The sequence below is a fragment of the Pseudomonadota bacterium genome (assembly GCA_016719885.1).
Taxonomy (GTDB): Bacteria; Pseudomonadota; Gammaproteobacteria.
Window position 1 is genome coordinate 284,883 of sequence record JADJYF010000008.1, and the last position, 23,556, is coordinate 308,438.

Sequence of the window (23,556 nt, forward strand, 5' to 3'; positions counted from 1 at the left end):
GTGAAGCCTGACCCACAGAAAGCGGGCGGTCAGGGCTCGACCGCCGGGAATCGCACCGGCACTCAAGGCACGTCGAAGGCGAACTTCAATCCGGCATACACGCCGATGCCCGGCACGCGGTAGCCCAGCACTTCCTCATGGCGATCGTCGAGCATGTTCTCGACCCGCGCATGTACTTGCAGAGCGCGGCTCAAGTCGTAGCTGACGGTGGTACCGAGCGTCGTGAAGCTGTCCATGCCGACACGCCTTTGCTGAAAGGTCGGGGCAAAAAAGCCGAGATCGTCCTGGCGGCCACTGTGGGTGAAATAGGCACTCGCGCGCAGACGATCGTTGATGCCGCTCCAATCCAGGCTGCCGTTGACCTGGTGATGGGGGCGCCGCACTTCATCCTTGCGCATGCCTGTCACGCGATCGATTTCGGTGGCATCGAGGTAGGTGTAACCGCCGGTCAGGCGCAAGCCAAGTCCGAGGCGCGCGCTGAACGACAGCTCCACGCCATCACGGCGGCTGGTGCCATCCTGGTTGACGGCGGTCGCGGTGGTGCCGCTCGCGTCCACCAGGAAGCCGAAGATCTCGTCCTTGAGGCGCTCGTTGAAATACGTGACGTTGACACGCACACGCTCTTCCCACAGCGCCTGCGACACACCCACTTCCCAGCCCCGCGAATGTTCGGGCTTCAAGCTGCTGTTGCCGATGAAGCTCGGCCCGAATTGTCCGCCCGACGAGAAGCCGAAACGTTCGATGAAGGTCGGCGCCTTCTGCCCGGTGCCATAGGCGAGATTGAAGGCCGTGCCGGTGGGCGCATAACGCCACGCGGCCGCCGCGCGATAAGTGGTGATGTCGCGAAAATCGCTGTTGAAGTCGTGGCGGACGCTGCCCGACAGGCCGATATCCAGCGGCAGGTCGATGCGGTATTCACCGACCAGGCCGGTGGTATCCATGTGCCGGCGCTGATTCGGATCGCCAAACGGCGAGACCGGACCGCGCTGCACGAACTCGTCGCGCTCATGGTCGACCGCCACCGTCATGCTGTGCTGCGAGGGCACGACCTGCTCGAGCGCGAACAAGGCCGTGCTCTGGTAGGTGAACTCGTAGCGATCGGTATCGTTGGAGCTGTCCTGACCGACGGCGGGGTCTTCGTTGTCGCTGCTGGTAGAAGTCCAGTTGCCGTCGAGCTGCTGCAGCCAGTGGCCGCCCAGCAGCGCAAGCTTGGCATGACTGCCCACGTAGCGCTGCTCGGTGTTGGCGCGCCCGGGGGTATCGACGGGTAGACCGGTGATGAAGTCGCTGTCGACCTGGTTATGGGTATCGACGTTACGCGCGGTCAGCGACAACTCAAGTGCTTCATTGACCTTGAGCGCGCCGCTGAGATCGGAGGTTACCGCATGGTAGCCGTCGTCCTCGTGGCCTTGCCGCGCGATGTTGGCGCCGGCGGTGCTGATGCGATTGACGCCGACCCGCACGCGGCCACGACCGTTACGCATGCCGACGCTCGCGCGCTGCTGGTTGGTGCCGAAAGACCCGCCATCGAGCGCGGCTTCGGCGTGGAATGGCCCGTCGTCCTTGCGCGTGATGATGTTGATCACGCCGGCCAGCGCATCGGATCCCCACAGCGAACTCTGCGGGCCACGCACCACTTCGATGCGCTCGATGTCGGCGCTGGAGAGATTGGCGAATTCGAACTCGTCATTGCCGGCGAGATCGTTGGCCTCGACGCCATCGATCATCACCATCACGTGGTTGCCTTCGGCGCCGCGCATGCGTAACTGGGTTTGCTTGCCGACGCCGCCGGCATTGCTGACCGTGATGCCGGGCACGTAGCGCAGCAGGTCGACGGCGAAGTTCGCCTGGCGGAAATCGAGAGTCGAACGATCGATGACCGTGACCGAGGAACCGACCTTGCCGAGCGTGCTCGGGGTTCGCGAGCCTGACACCACCACGGTGTCGGGGTAATCGGTGGTTGCCGCGTGAGCGGCAAGGGGCAGCGCCAGCACGGCGCACAGGAACATGCGTTTCATCATCGTCTCCCTGACCGGCCCATCCCCGGGCTCGATCGGTGCTGTGAAGCACGTTGGGAGGATCACGAGCGGGGCCTTGCGGCCCGCGTCCCGACCGCCCCACCGCGATTCGGTAATGGCGATGGCCAATGGCTATCGCCTGGAACAGCACAGGGCCGGTCTCCGGACTCACGAGTCACGCGATCATGTCGCGTCGCCAGTCGCTCCGTCTTCCCGTGTCGAAACACAGTGACTGGGTGGAGCGATGCAACTCGTCTACCGTTGCGGGGGCAGTATCGGCATTGCGCGGCCTTGCGAGCCGTGCGCACCGATTTCCCGTTTCACCTGTCGGCCGATTGGCTTCGAGGCACCCTTTGCCGTGGTATCTCGGCGCCGCCGGGGCGGGCCGCGCATCACTTGCGCGATGCGAATAAAAAAACGCGGCAGACTGATCGGCCGCGTTTCAATTGTGCAACTCTAGCGCGGCTCGCGCCGCGCGTCGCTTTAAGCGACGACGTCCTTGATGGCCTTCATCGCCGCGGCGCGAACCGACAGGCTGGCCGGACGCGCTTCGACCTTCACCATCTCGCCGGTGAAGGGGTTGCGAGCCATGCCGGCCTTGCGCGCGGCCTTCTGCACGCGACGCAGCTTGACGCCGATTTCCGGCACCGCGAATTCACCGGAACCGTTCTTGATCAGGTGACGTGCAGCCAGCGCCTTGGTTGCGCTGAGCACGGACTGGACTTGCTTCTTGGTCAGGCCGGTATCGTCGGCCAACGCAGCGATGATCTGCGACTTGGTCTGCTTTTCCTTGATCGCACTGGTCTTGGCTTTGCTCATGATGTCTCCCTTATAGGTGGCAGCGTATTGGGGTGGCTGGATTCTTGCCAGTTTTTTGGATTAATCGTCGCACTATTCGTAACTGGTCTATCGGTCCTGTCCGTGGGCGAAGACTGGTGCGACGACGCTGACCTTGACGTGGCGCCGGGCACGAGCTCGACCGCACGTCTTCGTCAGGATGGGGACGCTTTCGTGCAACAGGTCGAAATCGACCGCGCTACTATAATCACCGGCGCTGAAAAGGGAAGCCCTCGCCCGGGGTTTTTGGCCGATTTTTCCGAGAAAATCGCGATTCGCATGCGCGGGATCACTGTCGCGGCCGAATAATACGCATGCGTCGCGCCGGCACGGTGCGTTCATGCCGCGCAAAGTCGTGCTTCCAGCGCCTGCAACACCTCGCGCGCCGGGCCCTTGATGTGATGCCTGACGTCGTTGGAAAGGGCGGTGCTGTCGGGATTGATCTCGACCGTCACGCAGCCACGCGCACTTGCCTCCAACATCGGCTCGGCGATGTAGGGAAACGCGGCGGTGGTACCGATGGCAATCATGACGTCGAAGCCGCGCGCCAGTTGATGTTCATACTGGTGCACCGCGCTGCCCGGCAACATCTCGCCGAACAACACCACGTCGGGCCGCACCAGGCCGTCGCAATGCATGCACCGAGGCGGCAGCACGGTGAGATCGAAATCGATGTTGTCGAAAGCAGCGCGACAGGCACAGCAATACAGGCGCGACAGGTTGCCGTGCAGTTCGATCACGTTGCGACTGCCGGCGGCGCGATGAAAGCCATCGACGTTCTGCGTCACGACCCAAAGTTCGAAGCGCGCATCCCAGGTCGCCAGCACACGATGACCATCATTGGGACCGGCGGCGCGACAGGCGTTGTCGATCTGCGCGATGTACTTCCAGGTCAGCGCCGGATTACGTGCCAGTGTGTAGGCATGCAGGATGTCCTCGATCGGCATGTTCTGTTCGATTTCTATGTCGTTGTACAGCCCGTTGATTCCGCGATAGGTCGGCAGGCCGGAATCGGCCGACATGCCGGCGCCGCTCAACACCGCCACGCGCCGCGCGCGGCGCAAAGCCTCGACCACCGGCGTCAGCGTCTCCTGCCATGGCTCCCGCGCCCGTCCGTTCATGCTCATGCACTCCTTAACTCAGATCGCGAAAACGCCGCGATTCGCGCCGTGAAACCGCGTGCGCGAGGCCGCGCGGCAACACGCCGGCGAGCGACGCGATGAATCGATTGATACGCCCAGGGATATGCACCAGGCGTCCGGCCGCGGCCGCCGTCAGCCCTTCCTCGGCAACGCGCTCGGCGCTCATCCACAGCCACCTCGGCAGACTCGCGAGCTGCGCGCGGGTACCGGTCACGTCGTGGAATTCGGAATAGGTGAAACCCGGGCACAACGCGCACACGCGCACGCCGGCGCTCTCGCATTCCAGCGCCAGTGATTCGGAGAAACGGATCATCCAGGCCTTGCTGGCCGCGTACAGCGTATGGCCCGCGCTGCCCGGCAGGTAGCCGGCCAGCGACGCGACATTGATGATGGTGCCACGGCGGCGCGCGCACATCGTCGTCACCACGCCGTGACTCAACTCGGCGACCGCCTCAACCATCACGCGTTGAAAGCGTTCGTGCACCTGCCACTCGTGCGTGACGTAACGACCCGGCACACCGTAACCGGCGTTGTTGATCAGCACCGCGATGTCGCGCGTCGGCAGCGCTTCGAGCAGGCCCGCCACCGCGCCGGGCGCGCCGAGATCGATCACGAGCGGCCGCACCTCGATACCATGCGCGCGCTCCAGTTCGCGCGCCAGGGTCGCGAGGCGGTCAGCGCGTCGGGCCACGGCGACGATGTCGTGACCGCGGGCCGCGAGCAGGCGACAGAAGGCCTGGCCGATGCCCGCCGAGGCGCCGGTCACGAGTGCAATGGGTCGGGTATGGGTTGAATTCATGCGCGGCTCGCCAGCGCGATGGTAACGCCTCGACGCGATGGTGTGTCAGCCGCACCCGCCGTTCGCGCGATTCCGGCCGCCTGCGCCATCGCCCATAATGCCGTGCCGATGATCACGCCCTTACGCCGCCGGACACGCGCTTGCTGACACGACTCTGGAATCGCCGCCACCAGCCGTGGGTGATGCTGTGGCCGCTGGCGCTCGCGCAGATGACGTCGTGGGGCACCATGTACTACAGCTTCTCGCTGTTTGCCGGCCCCATGCAGCGCGAACTGGGTTGGTCACAGCCGGCCATGAACACCGCCCTGACCCTGGGCCTGTTGATGACCGCCGTGATGGCCTACCCGGTAGGCACGCTGTTCGACCGCACCGGCGGGCGCTGGCTGATGACCTTGGGTTCGCTGGGCGGTGGCCTGTTGCTGCTGGTGTGGTCGGATATCAAGACCCTGCCGCAGTTCTACGTGATGTGGTTGACGCTCGGCGTGTGCATGGCCTGCTGCCTGATGGAACCGCTGATGGCGGTCATCAACCGCGTGTTCGGCAAGGACGCGCGCCGCGGCATGATCGCCGTGACCATGGTCACGGGCCTGTCGGGCACGGTGTTCGTGCCCTTGAGCGGTCATCTCATCAACGTGCTCGACTGGCGGCCGAGCATGGCCCTGCTGGGGGCGCTCAACCTGCTTTATTGCGCGCCCGTGCACTGGTGGTTCGTGCCGCCGCACGACGGCGGCACGCGCACCCAGCATCCACTGTTCAAGCTGCGCGGCCGCGTGCACATGCGCCGCCGGCTGCGCAACCCGGTGTTCTGGGGGTTGGCGCTGTGGTACACGTCCTACAGCCTGACGGCGTCGAGTCTCATCTTCCAGTTCGTGCCGCTGCTGCGCGCCGAGCAGGTTGCCGACAGCGTGATCTTCTCCGCCTTCGCGCTCATCGGCCCCATGCAGGTGGCGGCGCGCATGTTCATCGTCACCGTTGCCCGGCACGCTTCGATTGCACGGCTTGGCGCATTCACTTCAGCGCTGTCGCCGCTGGCGGTACTCATTCTGATCTACGCACCCCACGAGCGCTGGTGGCTATACCTGTTCGCCGCCTGCTTCGCCACCGGGCACGGCATCACCACCATCCTGCGTGGTATTGCACCGGTCGAGTGGCTGGGACGCGAGCACTTCGCGCGCACCATGGGCGCCATCGCCCTGCCGATGTCGGTGGCGATGGCCACCGCGCCGTCGCTGACCGCGCAGGTGTGGTCGGCCAGCGGCAGCAGTCGCGCCATGCTGTGGATGGTGTTCGCCGGCGCCCTGCTCGGCACCGTCGGTTACTGGCTGGCGGTCACGTCCCGGCGGCGCGCGCGGCGCCTGGCCCTGGCGCGCGTGCCGGAAGTGCGCGCGCCTTGAAGCGGCGCGATCCCGCCTCAATCTTCCCCGGACGGTGAACGAGCGCGGCGCGCCAGGCATGGCGCGGCCGCGTCACCGCATGCCCCTACAGGAAGATCACCATGACTCAATACTGGCCGATTCCGCAGCACGCCCTGACCGAGGACGAAGCCACGACTTTCATTGCGGACCGCGCTGCCGTTGCCGACGACACGCCGATCAAGCCTTTGCCGGACGACGCCTTGATCCTGTTGCCAATGCGCAACCTGGTGCTGTTTCCCGGCATGGCCTCGCCCGTCACCATCGGCCGCGCGCAGTCGGTGGCGGCCGCCCAGGCGGCGGTACACAACGCGCAACAGGTTGGCCTGCTGCTCCAACGCGACGCGCACATGAGCGAAGTGCGGGCCGACGATCTGCACTGGGTGGGCACCCACGGCCGCATCCTGCGCTATGTCGCCTCGCCCGGCGGCGCCCATCACCTGGTGGTACAGGGTGAGCGGCGCTTCCGCGTACTGGAATTCCTGGAAGGTTGGCCGTTCATGGTGGCGCGCGTCAGCTATATCGATGATGCCGAGGACGGCGGCGCCGAGATCGAAGCGCGCCTCATGCAGCTCAAACAGGCGGCGGGCGAAGCGATCGCGCTGTTGCCCAACACGCCTGATGAATTGCTGGGCGTGGTGCAGGGCATGACTTCGGCCGGCGCGCTGGCCGACATGATCGCGAGCTTCCTCGAGATCCAGAACGAGGAAAAGCAGGCCATCCTCGAAAGCTTCGATCTCGCGACGCGACTCGACCGCGTGCTGGCGGCGCTCAACGCGCGTCTCGCGGTGTTGCGCCTGTCCAAGGAGATCGGTGACAAGACGCGCAAGCAGTTCGACGAACGTCAGCGCGAGCACGTGCTGCGCGAACAGCTGCGCCAAATCCAGAAGGAACTCGGCCAGGACGAGGATGCGGGCGAGGAGCTCGCGGCCTTGTCCAAGGCCTTGGACGAGGCCGGCATGCCGGACGACACGCTCAAGCACGCGCGCAAGGAATTCAAACGCCTGGAACGCATGGGCGACAACGCCGCCGAAGCGTCGATGCTGCGCACCTATCTCGAACTGCTGGCCGAGCTGCCGTGGCGCGCGGCAGCGCCGGCCGGCATCGATCTGGCGGCGGCGCGCGCGGTGCTCGACGCCGATCATTTCGGCCTCGACAAGATCAAGCGCCGCATTCTCGAGTTCCTCGCGGTGCGCAAGCTCAAGCCCGAGGGCAAGAGCCCGATCCTGTGCTTCGTCGGTCCGCCCGGCGTCGGCAAGACCTCGCTCGGACAGTCGATTGCGCGCGCCACCGGGCGGCCCTTTCAGCGTGTGCCGCTGGGCGGCGTGCACGACGAAGCCGAGATCCGCGGCCATCGCCGCACCTACATCGGTGCGATGCCGGGCAACATCGTGCAGGCGCTGAAACGCGCGGCGTCGCGCGGCGCGGTGGTGCTGCTCGACGAAGTCGACAAGCTCGGCGTCGGCGGCATGCACGGCGATCCGGCGGCGGCACTGCTGGAGGTGCTCGATCCGGCGCAAAACGACAAGTTCCGCGACAACTACCTGGGCGTCGATTTCGACCTGTCGCAGGTGCTGTTCATCGCCACTGCCAACCAGCTGGACAGCATTCCCGGGCCGCTGCGCGATCGTCTCGAGATCATTCAGCTGCCGGGGTACACGAGCCAGGAGAAGCTCGAGATCGCGCGGCGCTACCTCGTCGAACGTCAGCGCGAAGCCAACGGTATTGATTCCGCGCAGGTGAGCATCAGCGACGCCGCGTTGAACCTCGTGATCGGCGATTACACGCGCGAAGCCGGCGTGCGCAATCTCGAGCGCGAGATCGGCAGCGTGCTGCGCGGATGCGCGATGCGCATTGCCGAAGGTCACGAGCAGCGCATCGAGGTGGACAGCGCCGACATTGCCACCTACCTCGGCGCGCCGCGCTTCGAGAGCGAGATTGCGCTGCGCGCCGGCCTGCCGGGCGTGGCGACCGGGCTGGCGTGGACGCCGGTCGGCGGCGACATCCTGTTCATCGAGGCCAGCCAGGTGCCGGGCAACGGCAAGCTCATCCTGACCGGGCAACTCGGCGATGTCATGAAGGAATCGGCGCAGGCGGCCTTGACGCTGGCCAAGGCCCGACTCGGGCGCAAACTCGACGACGTCGACATCCACGTGCACGTGCCGGCGGGCGCCACACCCAAGGATGGACCGAGCGCCGGCGTCGCCATGGTGCTGGCCCTCAACTCGCTGCTGACCGACAGACCGATACGCGCGGACGTGGCCATGACCGGCGAGATCTCGCTGCGCGGCCTGGTGCTGCCCATCGGCGGCGTCAAGGAGAAGGTACTGGCAGCGCTGCGCGCCGGCATCACCACCGTGATGCTGCCCAAGCGCAATCAGAAGGACCTGGAAGATGTGCCGGCGGAAGTGCGCGACAAGCTGCGCTTCGTGTTCATCGAGCGCGTCGACGAGGCGCTGGCCTTGGCGCTGGAAGGGCCGGTGGCAGCGGCGGCCTGACATTTCAATGTGCGAATGAATTCGCACCTACTGGGGGGAGCGAGTTCATTCGCGGGCACGGGGCATCATTCGCGCCCGTAACAGCCCCAGCCGTCGTTGCGCCCACCGAGCGCGGCGGCGTCCTTGCCGAGCTGGCGCTCATAGCCATTGATGTGCTCGTAGCTCGCCACCATGATGGGATGCGCCTGCACCTGAAAGGCGTAGCCCTGTTCGCCTTCGTAGCGGCCGAAAGAGACTTTCTGGCCGTAGCGCAACAGGCGCATGGCGAATTCCAGCGCGGACGGCTCGTCGGCGAAGATCACCGCGAAATCGACCTCGCGCGGAATGTCGAGATTGTCCCCGCCCTGCTTCATCTTCCACAGCACGTTGCCGTTGTCGTCGTCGGGATACTGTACGTAGTCTCTTTCCATCGTCGCGCGTGCTCATTGATACGGTCAGCGCGGCATTATGGCCAAGGCCGGGCCGCCTCGCCCAGCCGTTCGCGCCGGCGGCCCCTCAAGTCGCTTCGCCGCGGGCCGCTAGCGTGGGGGCTGGGCGTCAGGCCCATCTCGCGGCAAGGACGAGTGCGGCATACCCCCAGGGACGGTGTGAGGCGCGCCCGCGCCCGTCCTGCAGACTTCGTCACAAACTGTTACAGCGCCGAGTGACCGGCGTCACAAGCACGCCAATGTGGACGTCTCCAGACCTCAGGTATCCCGCCGGGGGGTCGCTTTAGGGCGCAAGAACCTGAAGAAAGCGGGAGTCCGCCATGGCAACGGCCACTGTCACACCCATCGTCCCGACCAAATCGAAGCTGCTCATGGACGAGTGCCAGCGCCTTGCGTGCTCACGGCTGGAGGAGATCCTGAAGGATGTCCTGACCCAGGCCGACGATGTCCTGTTCAAATTCGCCAACGGCGCGGACAACTCGCGGCGCCAGAACCTGTTCTTCGACGCCATGCGTGAACTGCGCATCAAGCGTGGCCAGGTCGAAGCGGCGTTCGTCAAGAATCTGCGCGCCGGCCTGCGCGAGGCCATGGAACCACCGCGGCCCGGCGTGCGCAGCCTGGCCGGCGCGTTCGACGGCGAGCTGTCGCTGATCGGCATGGACGAGGTGGAGGAAGACCTCGCCATCAACACTTTCGTCGCCAATGCCCATAACCGTTGCGCGCGCGAATTGTTCGGCCTCGAACAACGCCTGGCGGTGCTGCTCAAGCAGCCCAAGCTCAACAATGAGAACAACCCCTTGAGCCCGCTTGCCATCGGCCGCGCGCTGCGCGACGCCTGTGAAGTGCTGGATGCCGACATCGAAGCGCGCATCACGCTGTACAAGCTGTTCGACAAGCACGGCCTCGGCGCCATCCTGCAGTTTTACGGCGAGGTGAACCAGGTATTGATCAATGGCGGCGTACTGCCGCAGCTCGGCGCCGCGGCGCCGGCACACGCCGCGCCGCGCCGCACGCGCGTCATCATCGAAAGCGATGAGGGCCGGGTGGAAGGCGTCGGCGACGACGTGTTCTCGACGCTCACCAATCTCATGCAAGGCCAGGGCTCACGTGGCGCAGGTGGCGCGGGCGGCGTGGGCGGTGGTCCGGCGCCGAGCATGATCAACCTCGGCGGTGGTGTCGGTGGTGTCGGTGGTGTCGGTGGTGTCGGTGGTGTCGGTGGTGTCGGTGGTGTCGGTGGTGTCGGTGGTGTCGGTGGTGTCGGTGTGTCGGCGGTGTCGGCGGTGTCGGCGGTGTCGGCGGCTTTCCGGTCCTGGGCATGGACGAGCCCGCCGAATTCCTGAGCGTGCCGGCGCTGGTCGACACCTTGACCCAGCTGCAGCGCGGCGACCAGTTGGCCGGCGCGGGCCAGGCACAGGGCGAAGCCGTCGGTATGGCCCTCGGCCCGGTCAATGTCCTGCGCGGCCTGCGCAGCACTGGCGCCATCGGGCAGATGGCGCCCACCCAGGACATGACGCTCGAAATCGTGTCGCTGATCTTCGATTACATCCTGCAGGACAAATCGATCCCCGATGCATTGAAAGCGCTGCTCGGCCGCCTGCAGATCCCGGTCCTGAAGGTCGCCATCCTCGAGCGCGAGGTGTTCTCGCACAAGACCCATCCGGCGCGGCGCCTGATCGATACGCTGGCGCGCGCGGCGGTCGGCTGGTACGAAGGACTGCCGCAGTCGGACGCGCTGTACGACAAGATGGAACAGGCGGTCAATCGCGTCGTCGACGAATTCGAAAACGATGTCGCGCTGTTCCAGGAGGTGCTCGACGATTTCACTGCCTTCATCGACCACGAAACCGAACGCGCCGACGAACGCGCGGAAAAATCGTCACGCTCGCTGCGCACCCGCGAGCAGATCGTGCTGGCCAAGATGGCGGTCGACGACGAACTGCGCGCGCGCCTCAAGGGCTTCGACGTGCGCGAGTTCGTGCAGGACTTCCTGCTCGACTACTGGCGACAGCTGTTGATCATTTCCCATGTCGAACACGGCGTCGACAGCGATATATGGCAACAGCAGCTGCACACCGTCGATGAGCTGGTGTGGTCGGTGCAGCCCAAGCTGACCGCGGAGGACCGCAAGGAACTGTCCGCGCGCCTGCCTAACATGCTGAAGAGCATCAAGCGCGGCATGCTGGCGCTGGAGATGTCGCCGCCGGAGTGCAGCAAGTTCCTGAGCATGCTCGCCAGCCTGCACGTGGTGGCAATCAAGAATATCGAGGAGTCGAGCATCGCCGCGCGCAAACTCGGCGGCGGCACTGAAGCCACGGCGCCGACGCCCGCGCGCGTCGCCGATGTCAACGACCCGAACAGCGAAGAGTTCATCAAGCGCGGACTGGCGCGCCTGTTCGAGCGCAAGGTCGGAGAACCCATCGCGCTCGACATCGACTTCACGGCCTTCGAGCCCGAGCAGGGGCGGGGACCGTCGGACACTTCACGGACGAAGTGGCGAACGATGCCGATCTCGAACGTCATATCGAAGAGGTCACCACGCTCGATCTCGGCGACTGGATGGAATTCACCGACGCCGCCGGCAGCGTGGAGCGCGGCCGCTTCACCTGGATCAGCCCCACCACCGGCCGCTACCTGTTCACCAACCGGCAGGGCGACATGATGCGGGACGCGACGCTCATCGACCTGGCCCAGCAGTTGAAGGAGCAGCGTGCCGTGATCATCCGCGCCGAGGCCGACCCGCTGTTCGACCGCGTGCTCGGTGAGTTGATCGACAAGCTCGAAGCCCAGACCGCGCCGCCTGAACGGCGCGTTCGGCGCCGATCCCGCGACCGGCGCCAGGCGCGGGCCGCCCACCGCCGGCACCGTGCCATCGCCTCGCCATAGCGCCTTTCACGACGCTTGCCAGCCCGGCGCGATAATTAATATATTAATTATTAATTTCTGAACAGGGCCCCCGCATCGTGGCGATGCAGGACTTCAGCCATTCGCTGCCCATGCTGCTGTATCGCGCGCTCGACGCGGTGATGCCGCGCTTTCGCCGCGTCTTCACCGCCGCCGGACTCACCGAGCAGCAATGGCGCGTGCTGCGCGTGCTGTGGGAGCGCGACGAGGTAGCCCACAACGCGCTCGCCGCGCTCACCCTCATTCCCCAGCCCAGCCTCATCGGCGTGCTCGATCGCCTGGCGGGCAACGGCCTCGTCGTGCGACGCCGCTCCGAAAGCGACCGCCGCGTGATGTACGTTTCGGCCACCGCCGCCGGTCGCGACCTGGAAGAGAAGCTCATGCCCGAAGTCGCCAAGGTCTATGCCGAGCTCAAGGCATCGCTCGATCGCGACACCTGGACGCAACTCGAATCCGGTCTGCGCGCGCTGGCGGGGGAACCGCCCGCCGCCACGGCGACCACCACCCGCGCCTCTTCAACCCGCAGCAGGAAAAAACCATGAAGGCATCGAACACCGGCACCGGTATACGTAACGGCCGCCAATACCTGGCCGGTCTCGATGACGGCCGTGAAGTGTGGCTGGGCGGCAAACGGGTGGCGGACGTCACCACCGAAGCCGGCCTGTGTCGCGGCGCCCACACGCTCGCGGCCTTCATGGACCGGCAATTCGATCCGGCCCTCGCCGACACCTTGACCTATGAGGAAAACGGCCGCCGCTACGGCATGTCGTTCCTGACGCCGCGCTCGGCCCACGACGTGGCGCGACGCGGCGCGGCGTTCTACGCATGGGCGCGCTGGTCCCATGGCATGTTCGGTCGCACGCCAGACTACAAGAACGCGTCGGTGATGGCCTTCGCCGCCGGCGCCGACTTTCTTGCCCAGGGCCGGCCTGAATTCGCCGACAACATGCGCAACTACTACGCCTACGTGCGCGACAACGACAAGGTACTGACCCACACGCTGGTCAACCCGACCTTCAACCACGCGCAGGCCAAGGAAGGCAAGTACAGCGACAAGGTCGCGCTGCAGATCGTGAAAGAAACCGACGCCGGCATCGTCGTCAACGGCGCGCGCCTGTTGGCGACGCTGGGGCCCCACGCCGATGAAATCGAAGTGTTCCCCTCCACGCTGCTGACCGCCTCGCCCGACAATCTGCCCTTCGCGTTCGCGTTTGCGCTGCCGGTCGGTACGCCCGGCATACGGCTCATCTGCCGCGATACCTACGATCTGAACCAGAGCCATTACGACGCGCCGCTCGCCTCGCGTTTCGAGGAGATGGACGCGGTGGTGGTTTTCGACAACGTGCTGGTGCCGTGGGAACGCGTCTTCATGTATCGCGAACCCTTGCTGTGCAACCGCGCCTTCGCCGAGACCAACGCCGTCATCCACATGATGCACCAGGTGGTATGCGGCAAGCTCGCCAAGGCCGAATTCATCGTCGGCCTGCTGTGCGCGATGGCGCGCGCCACCGGCAAGGACAAGGACATGGAGGTCAAGGCGCAGATCGCCGAAGCGATGTGGATAGCGGAGAGCGTGCGCGCCTTCCGCTACGCCGGCGAAGGCCAGGCCCATGCCGATCAACGCGGCGTGTTCATGCCTTTGCGGCGGCCGCTCGATACGTCGCGCAACCTGTTCCCGAAAATGTATCCGCGCCTCGTCGAACTGGTGCAGCTGCTCGGCTCGAGTTCGCTGATGGCCATTCCCTGCGAAGCGGACTTCGGCAACGGCATCAGCGGCGACGTCGCCCGCTATTTCCAGACCATCAATCTCGACAGCCGCGACCGTGTCGCGCTGTTCCGCCTCGCTCACGACGTCGCCATTTCCGCCTTCGGCAGCCGTCAGACCTTGTACGAGCGGTTCTTCTTCGGACCGCAGACCATCATGGCCTCGATCTATTACGACCTCTACGACAAGGACGACATGATCGCGCGAGTGGAGGAGTTGTTGAAGCAGGCTTGAACGGCGTTGGCAGCCGTCGAAGCACGGTCGGACAAGGGCGTGACCATGACTGTCACGCTGAAGCCTGACCCACAAAGGGGGCGCCGCAGAGGTATTGTGGGTCAGGCTTCAGCCTGGCATTCGACTGGGCGAATGAGTTCGCATCTAGGAATTCAACCCTCGCCTTCGCCCACGCCCAAGGCCGCCGAAAACTCGGCAAGCAAGGCATACAGCGTCTCGAGCTTCTCCACACCGAATTCATCGGCGATCCCGGCATACAGGCGCTCGGAGTCAGGCGCGACTTCGTCGAACAGTTTACGACCGCGCACCGTCAGTTCGAACAGGGCGCGGCGTTGATCACTGGCATGGGCGCCGCGGCGCACCAGGCCCTGCGCTTCGAAATTCTGCAGGATGCGCGTCAGGCTCGGCGCCAGCAGGAAACTGCGCTTGGCCAGTTCGCGGCCGTCGATATCCGGTGTCGCGGCCAACACGCGGATCACGCGCCACTGCTGCTCGGTCAGGCCATGGCCGCGCAGCATGGGGCGAAAACGCGCCATTGCCGCTTCGCGGGCCTTCAGCAACTGCAGAGGCAGCGACAGCTCGATGTCTTTGAGATAGCCGGCGGCGCTGGCGCGCCGACGACCACGGGCCGGCGCACTGCTCACCCGTGACTTGCCGCGCCCAGCAGGCCGGCGCGTTCGAGCACGCCGTCGAGCCGCCTTTCGAGCTCCGCGCTGGCCGGCACCATCGGCAGCCGATGCTCATTGGTGGTGAGCAGACCGAGCTTCCTCATCATGTACTTCATGGGAATGGGATTGGTGTCGTAGAACACCGCCTGGTTGATCTCGAGCAAGCGCTGGTGGAGATCACGGCCCGCGGCCAGGTCGCCCTTCCACACCGCCTCACACATCCGCGCAAGCACACCCGGCCGCAGGTTGCCGACCGCGTTCATGAGACCGCAGGCGCCAATCGCCATCATCGGGAAGGACAGTTCTTCGAGGCCGACGAAGATCTTGAAGTCGTCACCGAAGGCGGCGAGACATTCGGTGACGAGGCCGAGATCGTTGACCGCGTGCTTCATGCCGACGAAGTGCGGCGACTGCTCACGGATCTGCTTCATGGATTCGAGCGTGACATTGACCGCCGCGCGACCGGGGATGTGATAGATCATCCACGGCACTTCGTGCTGCGCGGCGAGCGCCAGGTAATAGGCCACCAGGCCGCGCTGCGGCGGGCGGATGTAATAGGGCGTGACCACCAGCAAGGCGTCGACGCCCGCTTGCACCGCGTGGCGGGTCAGTTCCTCGGTTTCGGCGAATGACTGCGAGCCGGTGGCGGCCACCACCGGCACGCGGCCGTGGACGGTCTCCATCGCCACGTCGACCAGGCGGTTGCGCTCGGCGGTGGTGAGGGTCGAGGGTTCGCTGGTGGTGCCGTTGACCAGCACGCCATGGGACCCTTCGGCAACCTGGAATTCCACCAGCCGCGCATAGGTCTCGTAATCCACCGCGCCGTTCCTGAAAGGCGTCACCACCGGCGGAATCGAACCCTTCAGTGCTTGCAACTTCGACATGACATGTTCCTCGTGCGATGAATGCGTGGCCGCGCGCGGCTTGATCTCGGCGGCGCCGCGAGTATAGTTAACATGTTAATCGCTTGCAACGCGGGAGCCGTTCGCCCATGCCTCACATCACCATCGAATACACCGCCAATCTCGAGCCGGAGTTGCAGCTGAACACGCTCATCGCCGCCCTGCACGGGGTCGCCGCAGGCATCGAGGCCTTCCCGCGCGCAGGCCTGCGCACCCGTGCCGAGCGCCGCGACCATTACCTGGTCGCCGATGGCCACCCGGACAACGCCTTCATCCATCTCACGCTGCGCATCGCCCATGGCCGTTCGCTGGACGTGCGCAAGGCGGCCGGCGACCAATTGTTCGAGGTGTTGTGCCGTGAACTGCAACCGCTGCTGGACAAACGGCCGCTGGCGCTGTCGTTTGAAATCAGCGAGATCGACCCGGTGCTCAATTACAAGGCCGGCAACATCCGCGATTACATGGCCCAACGCGGCACCGCTTGAGGAAGACCCATGGCAACGCCACTCGACGACAACCTGCAGGCCGCGCACGCGCTGCTGGCACGCTTTCGCGCTTCCACCCTGCCCCATTGGATCAATGGCGCGCCCCACGCCGGCGTCAGCGGCACGAGCTTTGACAACCTGACGCCGATCGATAACAGCCTCATCGGCAAGGTCGCGGCCGGCAACGCCGCGGACGTCGATAGCGCCTGCCGCGCCGCGCAGACGGCGTTCCCGGCCTGGCGCGACCTGCCGGGCGAGGCGCGCAAGGCGCTGCTGCACAAGGTCGCGGATGCCATCGAGGCGCGTGCCCGCGATATCGCCCTGGTCGAAAGCTACGACTGTGGCCAGGCGCTGCGCTTCATGAGCAAGGCGGCGGTACGCGGCGCGGAGAACTTCCGCTTCTTCGCCGACCGCGCGCCGGGTGCGCGCGACGGGCAATCGATGCCGGCCGACGAGCATCTCAATTACTCGCTGCGCCAGCCCATCGGCCCGGTCGGCGTGATCACGCCGTGGAATACGCCCTTCATGCTGTCCACCTGGAAGATTGCGCCGGCACTCGCGGCGGGTTGCACGGTGGTGCACAAGCCCGCCGAGTGGTCGCCCTTGTCGGCCATGCTGCTGGCGGAAATCGCCCACGAGGCCGGTCTGCCGGCGGGCGTGTGGAACGTGGTGCAGGGCCTCGGCGAGGACGCCGGCAAACCACTCACCGAACACCCCGCCATCAAGGCCGTGGCCTTCGTCGGTGAATCGATCACCGGCAGCCACATCATGCGCCAGGGCGCGGCGAGCTTGAAACGCGTGCATTTCGAACTCGGCGGCAAGAACCCGGTGATAGTGTTCGATGATGCCGACCTCGAGCGTGCGCTCGACGCCGTGGTGTTCATGATCTACAGCTTGAACGGCGAGCGCTGCACCTCGTCGAGCCGCCTGTTGATCCAGGAATCGACTGCAGCGGCCTTCATCGACAAACTGAAGACACGCATCGCGCGCCTCAAGGTCGGTCATCCGCTCGACCCGGCCACCGAGATCGGGCCGCTCGTGCACCGCCGTCATTACGACAAGGTATGCAGCTACTTCGACATCGCGCGCCAGGATGGCGCGACCATCGCCGCCGGCGGCCGGCGCGCGGCGGTGAACGATAGCGGCAACTATGTAGAGCCGACGCTGTTCATCGGCGCGCACAACGGCATGCGCATCGCCCAGGAAGAGATCTTCGGGCCGGTGCTGACCGCGATCACCTTCAAGGACGAAGCCGACGCGCTGGCGCTTGCGAACGACATTCCCTACGGCTTGACCGCCTACGTATGGACCGGCGACGTCGGGCGCAGCCATCGTCTCGCGCGGAATCTCGACGCCGGCATGATCTGGGTGAATTCCGAGAACAACCGCCACCTGCCGACGCCGTTCGGCGGCATGAAGGCCAGCGGCATCGGTCGCGACGGCGGCGACTACAGCTTCGAGTTCTACATGGAAACCAAGAACGTGTGCGTGGCGCTCGGCGGCCACGCGATACCGAAACTGGGGGCGTGATGAGTCTCTACCAGCTGCAGAAATTTCTCTACGTGTTGAACCGTGAGCCGGATGCGCAGCGTGAATACAAGCAAGCGCTCGAAGGCCTGCTGGGCCGTTACGATCTCAGCGAAGAAGAACGGCAGGCGCTGCGCGAGGGCGACATCGGCCTGCTGTACGTGCTCGGCGTCAACGGCCAGATTCTCATGCATTACGCCGCGTTTCTCGGCATCGCGTGGTTCGACTACCTAGACCTCATGCGCGAAGGCATCAAGAAATACGGCCCGGTGCGCGCCGGCGTCTATGCCATGACCGGTGGCGGCGCGAGTTTCACCGCCGAAGGTGCCAAGCCATGAGCCTCGTCTATGCAGGGGTGTGCAGTCACGGTCCGGGCATGACCGGGCGTGCGCACCTGGTGGAAAACACCGCGCGACGTGATGAACTGTTCGCGCACATGGACACCATGCGTCGCGACATCGAAGCGAGCGGCGCCGAGGCCCTGCTGGTGGTCGCCGCCGAACACTTCGCGAATTTCTTCATGAACAACATGCCGGCCTTCTGCATCGGCATGGCCGACAGCTACGAAGGGCCCATAGAGGATCCGAACTGGCTGCGCATCGCGCGCACGCGCGTGCCGGGCAATGCCGATCTCAGCCGGCGCCTGGTGCGCGAAGTGATGCAGACCGTCGATACGGCCTACGCCGAGGAATGGAAATTCGATCACGGCATCATGGTGCCGCTGCATTTCCTCACCCCCGATTACCGCATGCCGGTGATCCCCGCCAACATCAATTGCCAGGGTCCGCCCCTGACGCCGCTCCGCCGCGCCTGGGCCTTTGGCGAAGCGCTGCGCCGCGCCTGCGATGCAGTACCGGAGAAGATCGCGCTGGTCGGCACCGGCGGCATTTCCCATTGGCCGGCGACGCCGGACTCGGGAAAGATCAACGAAGCCTGGGACCGCGAGTTCCTGCGCCGCCTGCTCAGCCAGGATCGCGCGGCGCTGACGTCCTACAGCGATGAAGAAACTTACCGCGACGGCGGCCAGGGCGGTTTCGAGATCCGCACCTATATCGCCACGGCTGCCGCGGCGCGCGGCCCAGGTGAACTGCAGTACTACACCGCCGAGCTGCCGCTGTTCGCGGTGGGATGCACGGTGGCGCGGTTTGCCATCGCCTGAGCCGACCTGTAGGTGCGATTTCAATCGCACATTGAAACGAAATCGCGGACCATAACGCCTGGCAATGTGCGAATAAATTCGCACCTACAAGGCGCGCAGTTGGCGCCGCCTCGGCCAGCGCCTGTAACTTACCGAACGCCGCCGCGCGGCTCAGGTACTTCATGCCGCAGTCGGGCGCGAGGATCAACCGCTCTGGCGCAACGAAGGGCAGCGCGCGCCGACTTCGCGCGGTCAAAGTCTCCACGCTTTCCACTTCGTTGTTGGACAGGTCGACCACGCCCAGCACGATGGTCTTGTTGGACAACTCCCTCAGCACGCCGAGATCGAGATGCGGCTGCGCCGCTTCGATGGAGACCTGGTCCACCACGCAGTCGGCGAGTTGCGCGAGAAACGCGTAGGCCTTGGGCTTGTTCGGCGACACCACGAAGCCGTAGCCGAAGCACAGGTGAATGCAGGTGGTGACGTTCACGCCCTGCAAGGCGCGGTTGATGGCTTTCACGCCGTAGCGGTTGGCGCCATCGGGATCTTCGCGCAGCCATGGCTCGTCGAGTTGGATGACGTCGGCGCCGGCGGCGGCCAGGTCGCGCAATTCTTCGTTGACCACGGCGGCGTAGGCCATCGCCACTTCCTCGGCGTCACCGTAATGGCAGTCGTAGGCTTGCTTGCTGAGCGTGAAGGGCCCGGGCAAGGTAATCTTCACTCGCCGCCCGGTATTGGCTTTCAGAAAACACAGGTCCTCGACTTCCACCGCCGCCGGCCGCACCAGCGGCGCGACGATGCGCGGCAGCGGGATCTCGAAGCCCTGCACGTGCCGAATGAAGGGCTCCGCGAGATCCAGGCCACCGAGGCTGGTGGCAAAGCGGTTCGAATAACTCTCGCGGCGAATTTCGCCGTCGCTGATGACGTCGATACCGGCACGCTCCTGGTCACGAATGGCCAACAAGGTGGCGTCGTTTTGCGCTTCCGCGAGCCACGGCGCGGGCACCCGCCAGATGTCCGGCGCGCGCACCCGCGGCACGACCTTGGCGCGCAGCTTGTCGTGGTCGACCAGCCATGCCGGTTGCGGATAGCTGCCGACCACCGTGGTGGCAAAGCGCTCGTCGGGTTGCATATCACGTCCTCGTGCATCAGCCAGGCGCGCCGACCATAGCACGGGTGACGGTGGCGGACGTCACTCCTACAATCAGCGCGCGCAAACAGGAAAACACAGATGAAACTCGCGAGCCTGGTACAGGGTGGCCGTGACGGCACGCTGGTGGTGGTCAACCGCCAGCTCACGCAAGCGGTGGCGGTGCCGAACATCGCCGTCACCTTGCAACAGGCGCTCGATGGGTGGGCGGATTGCGCGCCGCGCCTGGCCGAGGTCAGTGCCCGCTTGAATGATGGTGGGTGCAGCGATGCGTTTGACTTCGACGCGCGGCATTGCGCCAGCCCGCTGCCGCGCGCCTACCAGTTCCTCGACGGCTCGGTGTACCTGCACCACATGGAAAAGGCGCGCCGCGCCCGCGGTGTCGCCATGCCGCCCAATCACGAGACCGAGCCGCTCATGTACCAGGGCCTGTCGGACAGCTTTCACGGGCCGTGTGACGATGTGCCGTTCGCCAGCGAAGCGCTGGAAATCGATTACGAAGCCGAGATCGCCATCATCACCGACGATGTACCGATGGGCGTCGGCGCCGCCGAGGCGGCGCACCACATCAAGCTCATCATGCTCATGAACGACTGGACGGCGCGCGCGCTGACGCGCAGTGAATTGCCCAAGGGCTTCGGTTTCGTGCAATCGAAGCCGGCCTCGTCCTTCTCGCCGGTGGCGGTGACGCCGGACGAACTCGGCGCTGCCTGGCGGGACGCGCGCGTGCACCTGCCGCTGCTGTCCTTCGTCGATGGCGAGCGTATCGGCTGCCCGAATGCCGGTGACGACATGTTTTTCAGCTACGCCGATCTCATCGCCCACGCCGCACGCACCCGGCGCCTGGCGGCCGGCACCATCATCGGCGCCGGCGCGGTGTCGAACCGCGACCCCGCCACCGGCCACGGCTGTATCGCCGAGGTGCGCGTCGACGAACAGGCCGAACATGGCGAGCCGCGTACGCCGTGGCTGCGCTTCGGCACGCGGGTCCGCATCGACATGCGGGACGCGAGCGGGCAGTCAGTGTGCGGAACGCTCGATCAGTGCGTGTGCCGCGCCAGGTAAGCCCCCTCGCGCGGCCCGCGGCGCTTCAAGCGCGGGAAATCCTCACACCTTGTAGCCGCCATCCACCGACAGCACCTGGCCGGTGATGCCGTGGCCATCGTCGGATGCCAGCAGCACCGCCATCGGCCCGAGTTCGTCGGGCTCGACGATGCGGTTCTGCAGGCACTCGGCCGAGGCCTTGGCCTTGGCGGTGGCGGCATCGATGCCCCACGCCGCGCCGAGCATGTCCCAATCGAGCAGCGAGGTATTGGTCCAGCCCGGACACAGGCAGTTGACCGTCACGCCATGGGCCGCGACTTCGGTCGCCATGCCGCGCGTCAGGCCGACGATGCCGTGCTTGGCGGCGGTATAGGCCAACAGCCCGCCACCGCGTTTCGCATAGCCCGAGCCGATGTGGATGATGCGGCCCCAGCCCTGCTTGATCATGTGCGGCAGCGCTTCGCGCGACATGCGCTGCGCCGACACCAGGTTCAACATGATGTTGGCGACGAAGGCTTCGTCTTCGTGGCTGGCGGCGGCAAGCCCGGTGGCGGTCTTGGGCATCGCCACGCCGCCGGCGTTGTTGAACAGGATGTGGATGGCGCCGAGTTTCTCGACCACCGTCGCCACCGCGCGCTGGCTGTCCTCGTAGCTCATGGCATCGGCCACCACCGCCAGGCCGCGCACGCCGTGGGCCTCGATTTCCTTGACCACCTTGTCGAGTTCGCCCGCCGTGCGCGAAGTGATGGCGACGTCGGCGCCGGCCCGTGCGTATGCCAATGCGATGGAGCGGCCGATGCCGCGTCCGCCGCCCGTGACCAGTGCCACCCGTTTGCTCAAGATCCCCATGTCGAATATCGCTCCTTCTGTCTCGTGATTACCTGTTGCGCGGCATTGTCGCTTTCCGCGCCGGGCTTTGCACGGTGCCGCGCTGGCGCGGCGTTGACCGCGATCAAGACGCGCGGGCAGTGGCGGCGGACGATCGTCTTTGGCTACCATCGACGCTTGGCGCGGCATCGCGCCGATTCGATTCGAGGCGGAGTGAAGTCATGAGCAAGGGCATAGACATCGTAGTGATCGGCAGCGGCTTCGGCGGCTCGGTCAGCGCCGCGCGCCTCGCCGAGGCAGGTTTTCCGGTGACCCTGCTCGAGCGCGGTCCATGGCGCGACACCGTGCCGGTGCGCTCGATGGGCATCGCCAAACGCTCGGCCCTGCCGCGCGGCTGGCAGTTGCCGACGCGCCTGTTGCGCGCGGTCGGCGGCAACTGGATGCCCGGCAGCCGCGTCAAGCTCAGCAAGCACGGCCTGTTCGAATTGTTCTTCGCCAAGGGCCTGACCATCGCCTGCTCGTCCAACGTCGGCGGCGGCAGCCACGTGTATTCCGCGGTCAACGTGCGGCCGCTCGCGGAAAAATACTGGGAAGGCCATCACGAGGCGATCTCCGACGCGGTGATGTCGCCGCATTACGACGCGGTGCTGGAACGCATGGGCTCGACCACGCCGATGGCCGATCACCGTATTCCCAACACCTCGGCCGCGCGCTTCAAGGACAACCCGGTGCTGGAGCCGGCGGCGCCGCCGCCCGATCCGCGCCTGGGCTATCTCTTGCCCGAAGATCCGGACAACCCGGTCAAGATCACCGACGACCACGGCGTCGAGCGTTACGAGGTCGACTACAAGGGCAACGACGACGGCTTCCTGGGCTCACCCAAGGGCGGCAAGACCACGCTCGACACGGTGTATCTCGCGCCCGCGCTCAAGCAGGGCTTGAAGGTGCGCGACATGGCCGAAGTCACCGCCATCGTGCGCCTCGGCAATGAGCCCGACGCGCGCTATCGCATCGAGTACATCGACCATCACAGCGGCGAGCGTGAAGCGATCACCGCCAGCCACGTGATCCTGGCGGCCGGAACGCTCAACACCCTGCGCATTCTCTTGCACAGCCGCGACGTGATCGGCGGCCTGAGTGGCATGCCGCGGCTCGGCAAACACTTTGGCAGCAATGGCGATTATTTCGGCTTCTGGGATTACAACCAGCCGGGCCTCGATCAAACCCTGGGCCTGCCCACCACCGGCGGCGTGCGGCCGCGCGGTGACAACGACGCGCCGATGATAGGCGGCGGCGGCCTGCCGTCGGTCGACAGCTATCCCTTGCCCAAGGCGGTGCGCGAACGCTTGAAGCGCGGCACCATGATTGCGGGCCTGGGTGAGGACGACATGTGCGGCACGGTCAGCTTGCGTGGCGGCAAGCTGCATATCGAGTACGACACCAGCCGCAGCCCGATCTTCAAGCGCATCAAGGACACCTTCGAGAAGATGGCGGCGGCGACCGGCAAGAAAATCTACGCGCCCAAGACACCCATCACCGTGCACCCGACCGGCGGCGCCTGCCTCGGCACCAGCATCGACAATGGCGTGGTCGGCGCCGACGGCCAGGTGTTCGACAATCCCGGGCTCTACGTGGCCGATGCGGCGGCGCTGCCGCGCGCGCCGGGCGGACCGCCGTCCATGACCATCGCGGCGTGGTCCGACCATCTCGCCACCGAGTTCATCGCCAGGCACAAGCCACGCTGACGACGCTGGCCGACACCGCGAGGATGTCGGCCCAC

General features: G+C 65.8%; 21 protein-coding genes, 1 pseudogene and 1 riboswitch. Of the genes and pseudogenes, 13 read left to right on the plus strand and 9 right to left on the minus strand.

The features are described 5' to 3' along the window. Nucleotides 1-62: 62 nt before the first annotated feature. From IPM80_10530 to IPM80_10545, 4 genes are all read right to left on the minus strand, one after another. Nucleotides 63-2,018 carry a TonB-dependent receptor gene (locus IPM80_10530; GenBank protein MBK8958847.1) on the minus strand — a complete coding sequence of 652 codons (1,956 nt, stop codon included), beginning with the start codon at nt 2,016-2,018 and terminating at the stop codon, nt 63-65. A 135-nt stretch (nt 2,019-2,153) separates the two neighbouring features. Further along, nucleotides 2,154-2,387: riboswitch (cobalamin riboswitch) on the minus strand. 114 nt (nt 2,388-2,501) lie between these two features. After that, nucleotides 2,502-2,837 (minus strand): HU family DNA-binding protein, encoded by a 336-nt coding sequence (locus IPM80_10535; protein ID MBK8958848.1) that lies wholly within the window; start codon nt 2,835-2,837, stop codon nt 2,502-2,504. A 356-nt stretch (nt 2,838-3,193) separates the two neighbouring features. After that, nucleotides 3,194-3,976, minus strand: coding sequence for an NAD-dependent deacylase (locus IPM80_10540; GenBank protein MBK8958849.1), 783 nt, complete (start codon nt 3,974-3,976; stop codon nt 3,194-3,196). Between the two features lie 13 nt (nt 3,977-3,989). Further along, nucleotides 3,990-4,796: an SDR family oxidoreductase gene (locus IPM80_10545; GenBank protein MBK8958850.1), complete on the minus strand. Its 807-nt coding sequence runs from the start codon at nt 4,794-4,796 to the stop codon at nt 3,990-3,992. Between the two features lie 140 nt (nt 4,797-4,936). Between IPM80_10545 and IPM80_10550 the strand changes: the two genes are divergently transcribed. Further along, nucleotides 4,937-6,190 carry an MFS transporter gene (locus tag IPM80_10550; GenBank protein ID MBK8958851.1) on the plus strand — a complete coding sequence of 418 codons (1,254 nt, stop codon included), beginning with the start codon at nt 4,937-4,939 and terminating at the stop codon, nt 6,188-6,190. A 101-nt stretch (nt 6,191-6,291) separates the two neighbouring features. Beyond that, complete coding sequence (gene lon, locus IPM80_10555; protein MBK8958852.1) at nt 6,292-8,706, plus strand: endopeptidase La; 2,415 nt, start codon at nt 6,292-6,294, stop codon at nt 8,704-8,706. A gap of 65 nt (nt 8,707-8,771) precedes the next feature. Here the strand turns inward: lon and IPM80_10560 are convergent, their stop codons facing one another. Next, nucleotides 8,772-9,116 carry a ribonuclease E inhibitor RraB gene (locus IPM80_10560; GenBank protein MBK8958853.1) on the minus strand — a complete coding sequence of 115 codons (345 nt, stop codon included), beginning with the start codon at nt 9,114-9,116 and terminating at the stop codon, nt 8,772-8,774. A 338-nt stretch (nt 9,117-9,454) separates the two neighbouring features. Between IPM80_10560 and IPM80_10565 the strand changes: the two genes are divergently transcribed. The 5 genes from IPM80_10565 to hpaB all read left to right on the plus strand — a co-directional run bounded on the left by IPM80_10565 (nt 9,455) and on the right by hpaB (nt 14,034). After that, nucleotides 9,455-10,474, plus strand: a complete 1,020-nt coding sequence (locus IPM80_10565) for a DUF1631 family protein (GenBank protein ID MBK8958854.1) — start codon at nt 9,455-9,457, stop codon at nt 10,472-10,474. Further along, nucleotides 10,450-11,793, plus strand: coding sequence for a DUF1631 family protein (locus IPM80_10570; protein MBK8958855.1), 1,344 nt, complete (start codon nt 10,450-10,452; stop codon nt 11,791-11,793). The genes IPM80_10565 and IPM80_10570 overlap by 25 nt, the downstream gene beginning before the upstream one ends. After that, the gene (locus IPM80_10575) at nt 11,691-12,017 is read left to right on the plus strand and encodes a DUF1631 family protein (GenBank protein ID MBK8958856.1); all 327 of its coding nucleotides are present in this window, start codon (nt 11,691-11,693) and stop codon (nt 12,015-12,017) included. The genes IPM80_10570 and IPM80_10575 overlap by 103 nt, the downstream gene beginning before the upstream one ends. 77 nt (nt 12,018-12,094) lie before the next feature. Next, nucleotides 12,095-12,577 carry a MarR family transcriptional regulator gene (locus IPM80_10580; protein ID MBK8958857.1) on the plus strand — a complete coding sequence of 161 codons (483 nt, stop codon included), beginning with the start codon at nt 12,095-12,097 and terminating at the stop codon, nt 12,575-12,577. After that, nucleotides 12,574-14,034 (plus strand): 4-hydroxyphenylacetate 3-monooxygenase, oxygenase component, encoded by a 1,461-nt coding sequence (hpaB, locus tag IPM80_10585; GenBank protein ID MBK8958858.1) that lies wholly within the window; start codon nt 12,574-12,576, stop codon nt 14,032-14,034. Before IPM80_10580 ends, hpaB begins: the two co-directional genes overlap by 4 nt. Before the next feature lie 152 nt (nt 14,035-14,186). On the opposite strand, the gene hpaR is transcribed toward hpaB, so the two are convergent. Continuing rightward, a complete protein-coding gene (gene hpaR / locus IPM80_10590) occupies nt 14,187-14,570 on the minus strand; it encodes a homoprotocatechuate degradation operon regulator HpaR (protein MBK8958859.1) in 384 nt (127 codons plus the stop codon). A 104-nt stretch (nt 14,571-14,674) separates the two neighbouring features. Next, a complete protein-coding gene (gene dapA / locus IPM80_10595; GenBank protein ID MBK8958860.1) occupies nt 14,675-15,586 on the minus strand; it encodes a 4-hydroxy-tetrahydrodipicolinate synthase in 912 nt (303 codons plus the stop codon). A gap of 107 nt (nt 15,587-15,693) precedes the next feature. Between dapA and IPM80_10600 the strand changes: the two genes are divergently transcribed. From IPM80_10600 to IPM80_10615, 4 genes are read left to right on the plus strand one after another with little or no spacing between them, the layout of a single operon-like run. Further along, complete coding sequence (locus tag IPM80_10600; protein ID MBK8958861.1) at nt 15,694-16,089, plus strand: 5-carboxymethyl-2-hydroxymuconate Delta-isomerase; 396 nt, start codon at nt 15,694-15,696, stop codon at nt 16,087-16,089. Nucleotides 16,090-16,098: 9 nt separating this feature from the next. Continuing rightward, nucleotides 16,099-17,619 carry a 5-carboxymethyl-2-hydroxymuconate semialdehyde dehydrogenase gene (gene hpaE, locus IPM80_10605; GenBank protein MBK8958862.1) on the plus strand — a complete coding sequence of 507 codons (1,521 nt, stop codon included), beginning with the start codon at nt 16,099-16,101 and terminating at the stop codon, nt 17,617-17,619. Further along, on the plus strand, nt 17,619-17,954 hold the full coding sequence (locus IPM80_10610) for an aromatic ring-opening dioxygenase subunit LigA (GenBank protein ID MBK8958863.1): 336 nt from the start codon (nt 17,619-17,621) through the stop codon (nt 17,952-17,954). Before hpaE ends, IPM80_10610 begins: the two co-directional genes overlap by 1 nt. Then, entirely contained in the window at nt 17,951-18,775 is an 825-nt protein-coding gene (locus IPM80_10615; protein MBK8958864.1) for an extradiol ring-cleavage dioxygenase, read from the plus strand. Before IPM80_10610 ends, IPM80_10615 begins: the two co-directional genes overlap by 4 nt. 103 nt (nt 18,776-18,878) lie before the next feature. On the opposite strand, the pseudogene IPM80_10620 reads toward IPM80_10615, so the two are convergent. Next, nucleotides 18,879-19,886 (minus strand): annotated as a pseudogene (locus IPM80_10620) (cobalamin-independent methionine synthase II family protein). A 99-nt stretch (nt 19,887-19,985) separates the two neighbouring features. On the opposite strand from IPM80_10620, the gene IPM80_10625 reads away from it, so the two are divergent. Then, a complete protein-coding gene (locus IPM80_10625; GenBank protein MBK8958865.1) occupies nt 19,986-20,969 on the plus strand; it encodes a fumarylacetoacetate hydrolase family protein in 984 nt (327 codons plus the stop codon). Nucleotides 20,970-21,011: 42 nt separating this feature from the next. On the opposite strand, the gene IPM80_10630 is transcribed toward IPM80_10625, so the two are convergent. Then, nucleotides 21,012-21,797, minus strand: coding sequence for an SDR family oxidoreductase (locus IPM80_10630; protein MBK8958866.1), 786 nt, complete (start codon nt 21,795-21,797; stop codon nt 21,012-21,014). Between the two features lie 200 nt (nt 21,798-21,997). Here IPM80_10630 and IPM80_10635 point away from each other — a divergent pair, with 200 nt between their 5' ends. Continuing rightward, nucleotides 21,998-23,521 carry a GMC family oxidoreductase gene (locus IPM80_10635; protein MBK8958867.1) on the plus strand — a complete coding sequence of 508 codons (1,524 nt, stop codon included), beginning with the start codon at nt 21,998-22,000 and terminating at the stop codon, nt 23,519-23,521. Nucleotides 23,522-23,556: the final 35 nt, after the last annotated feature.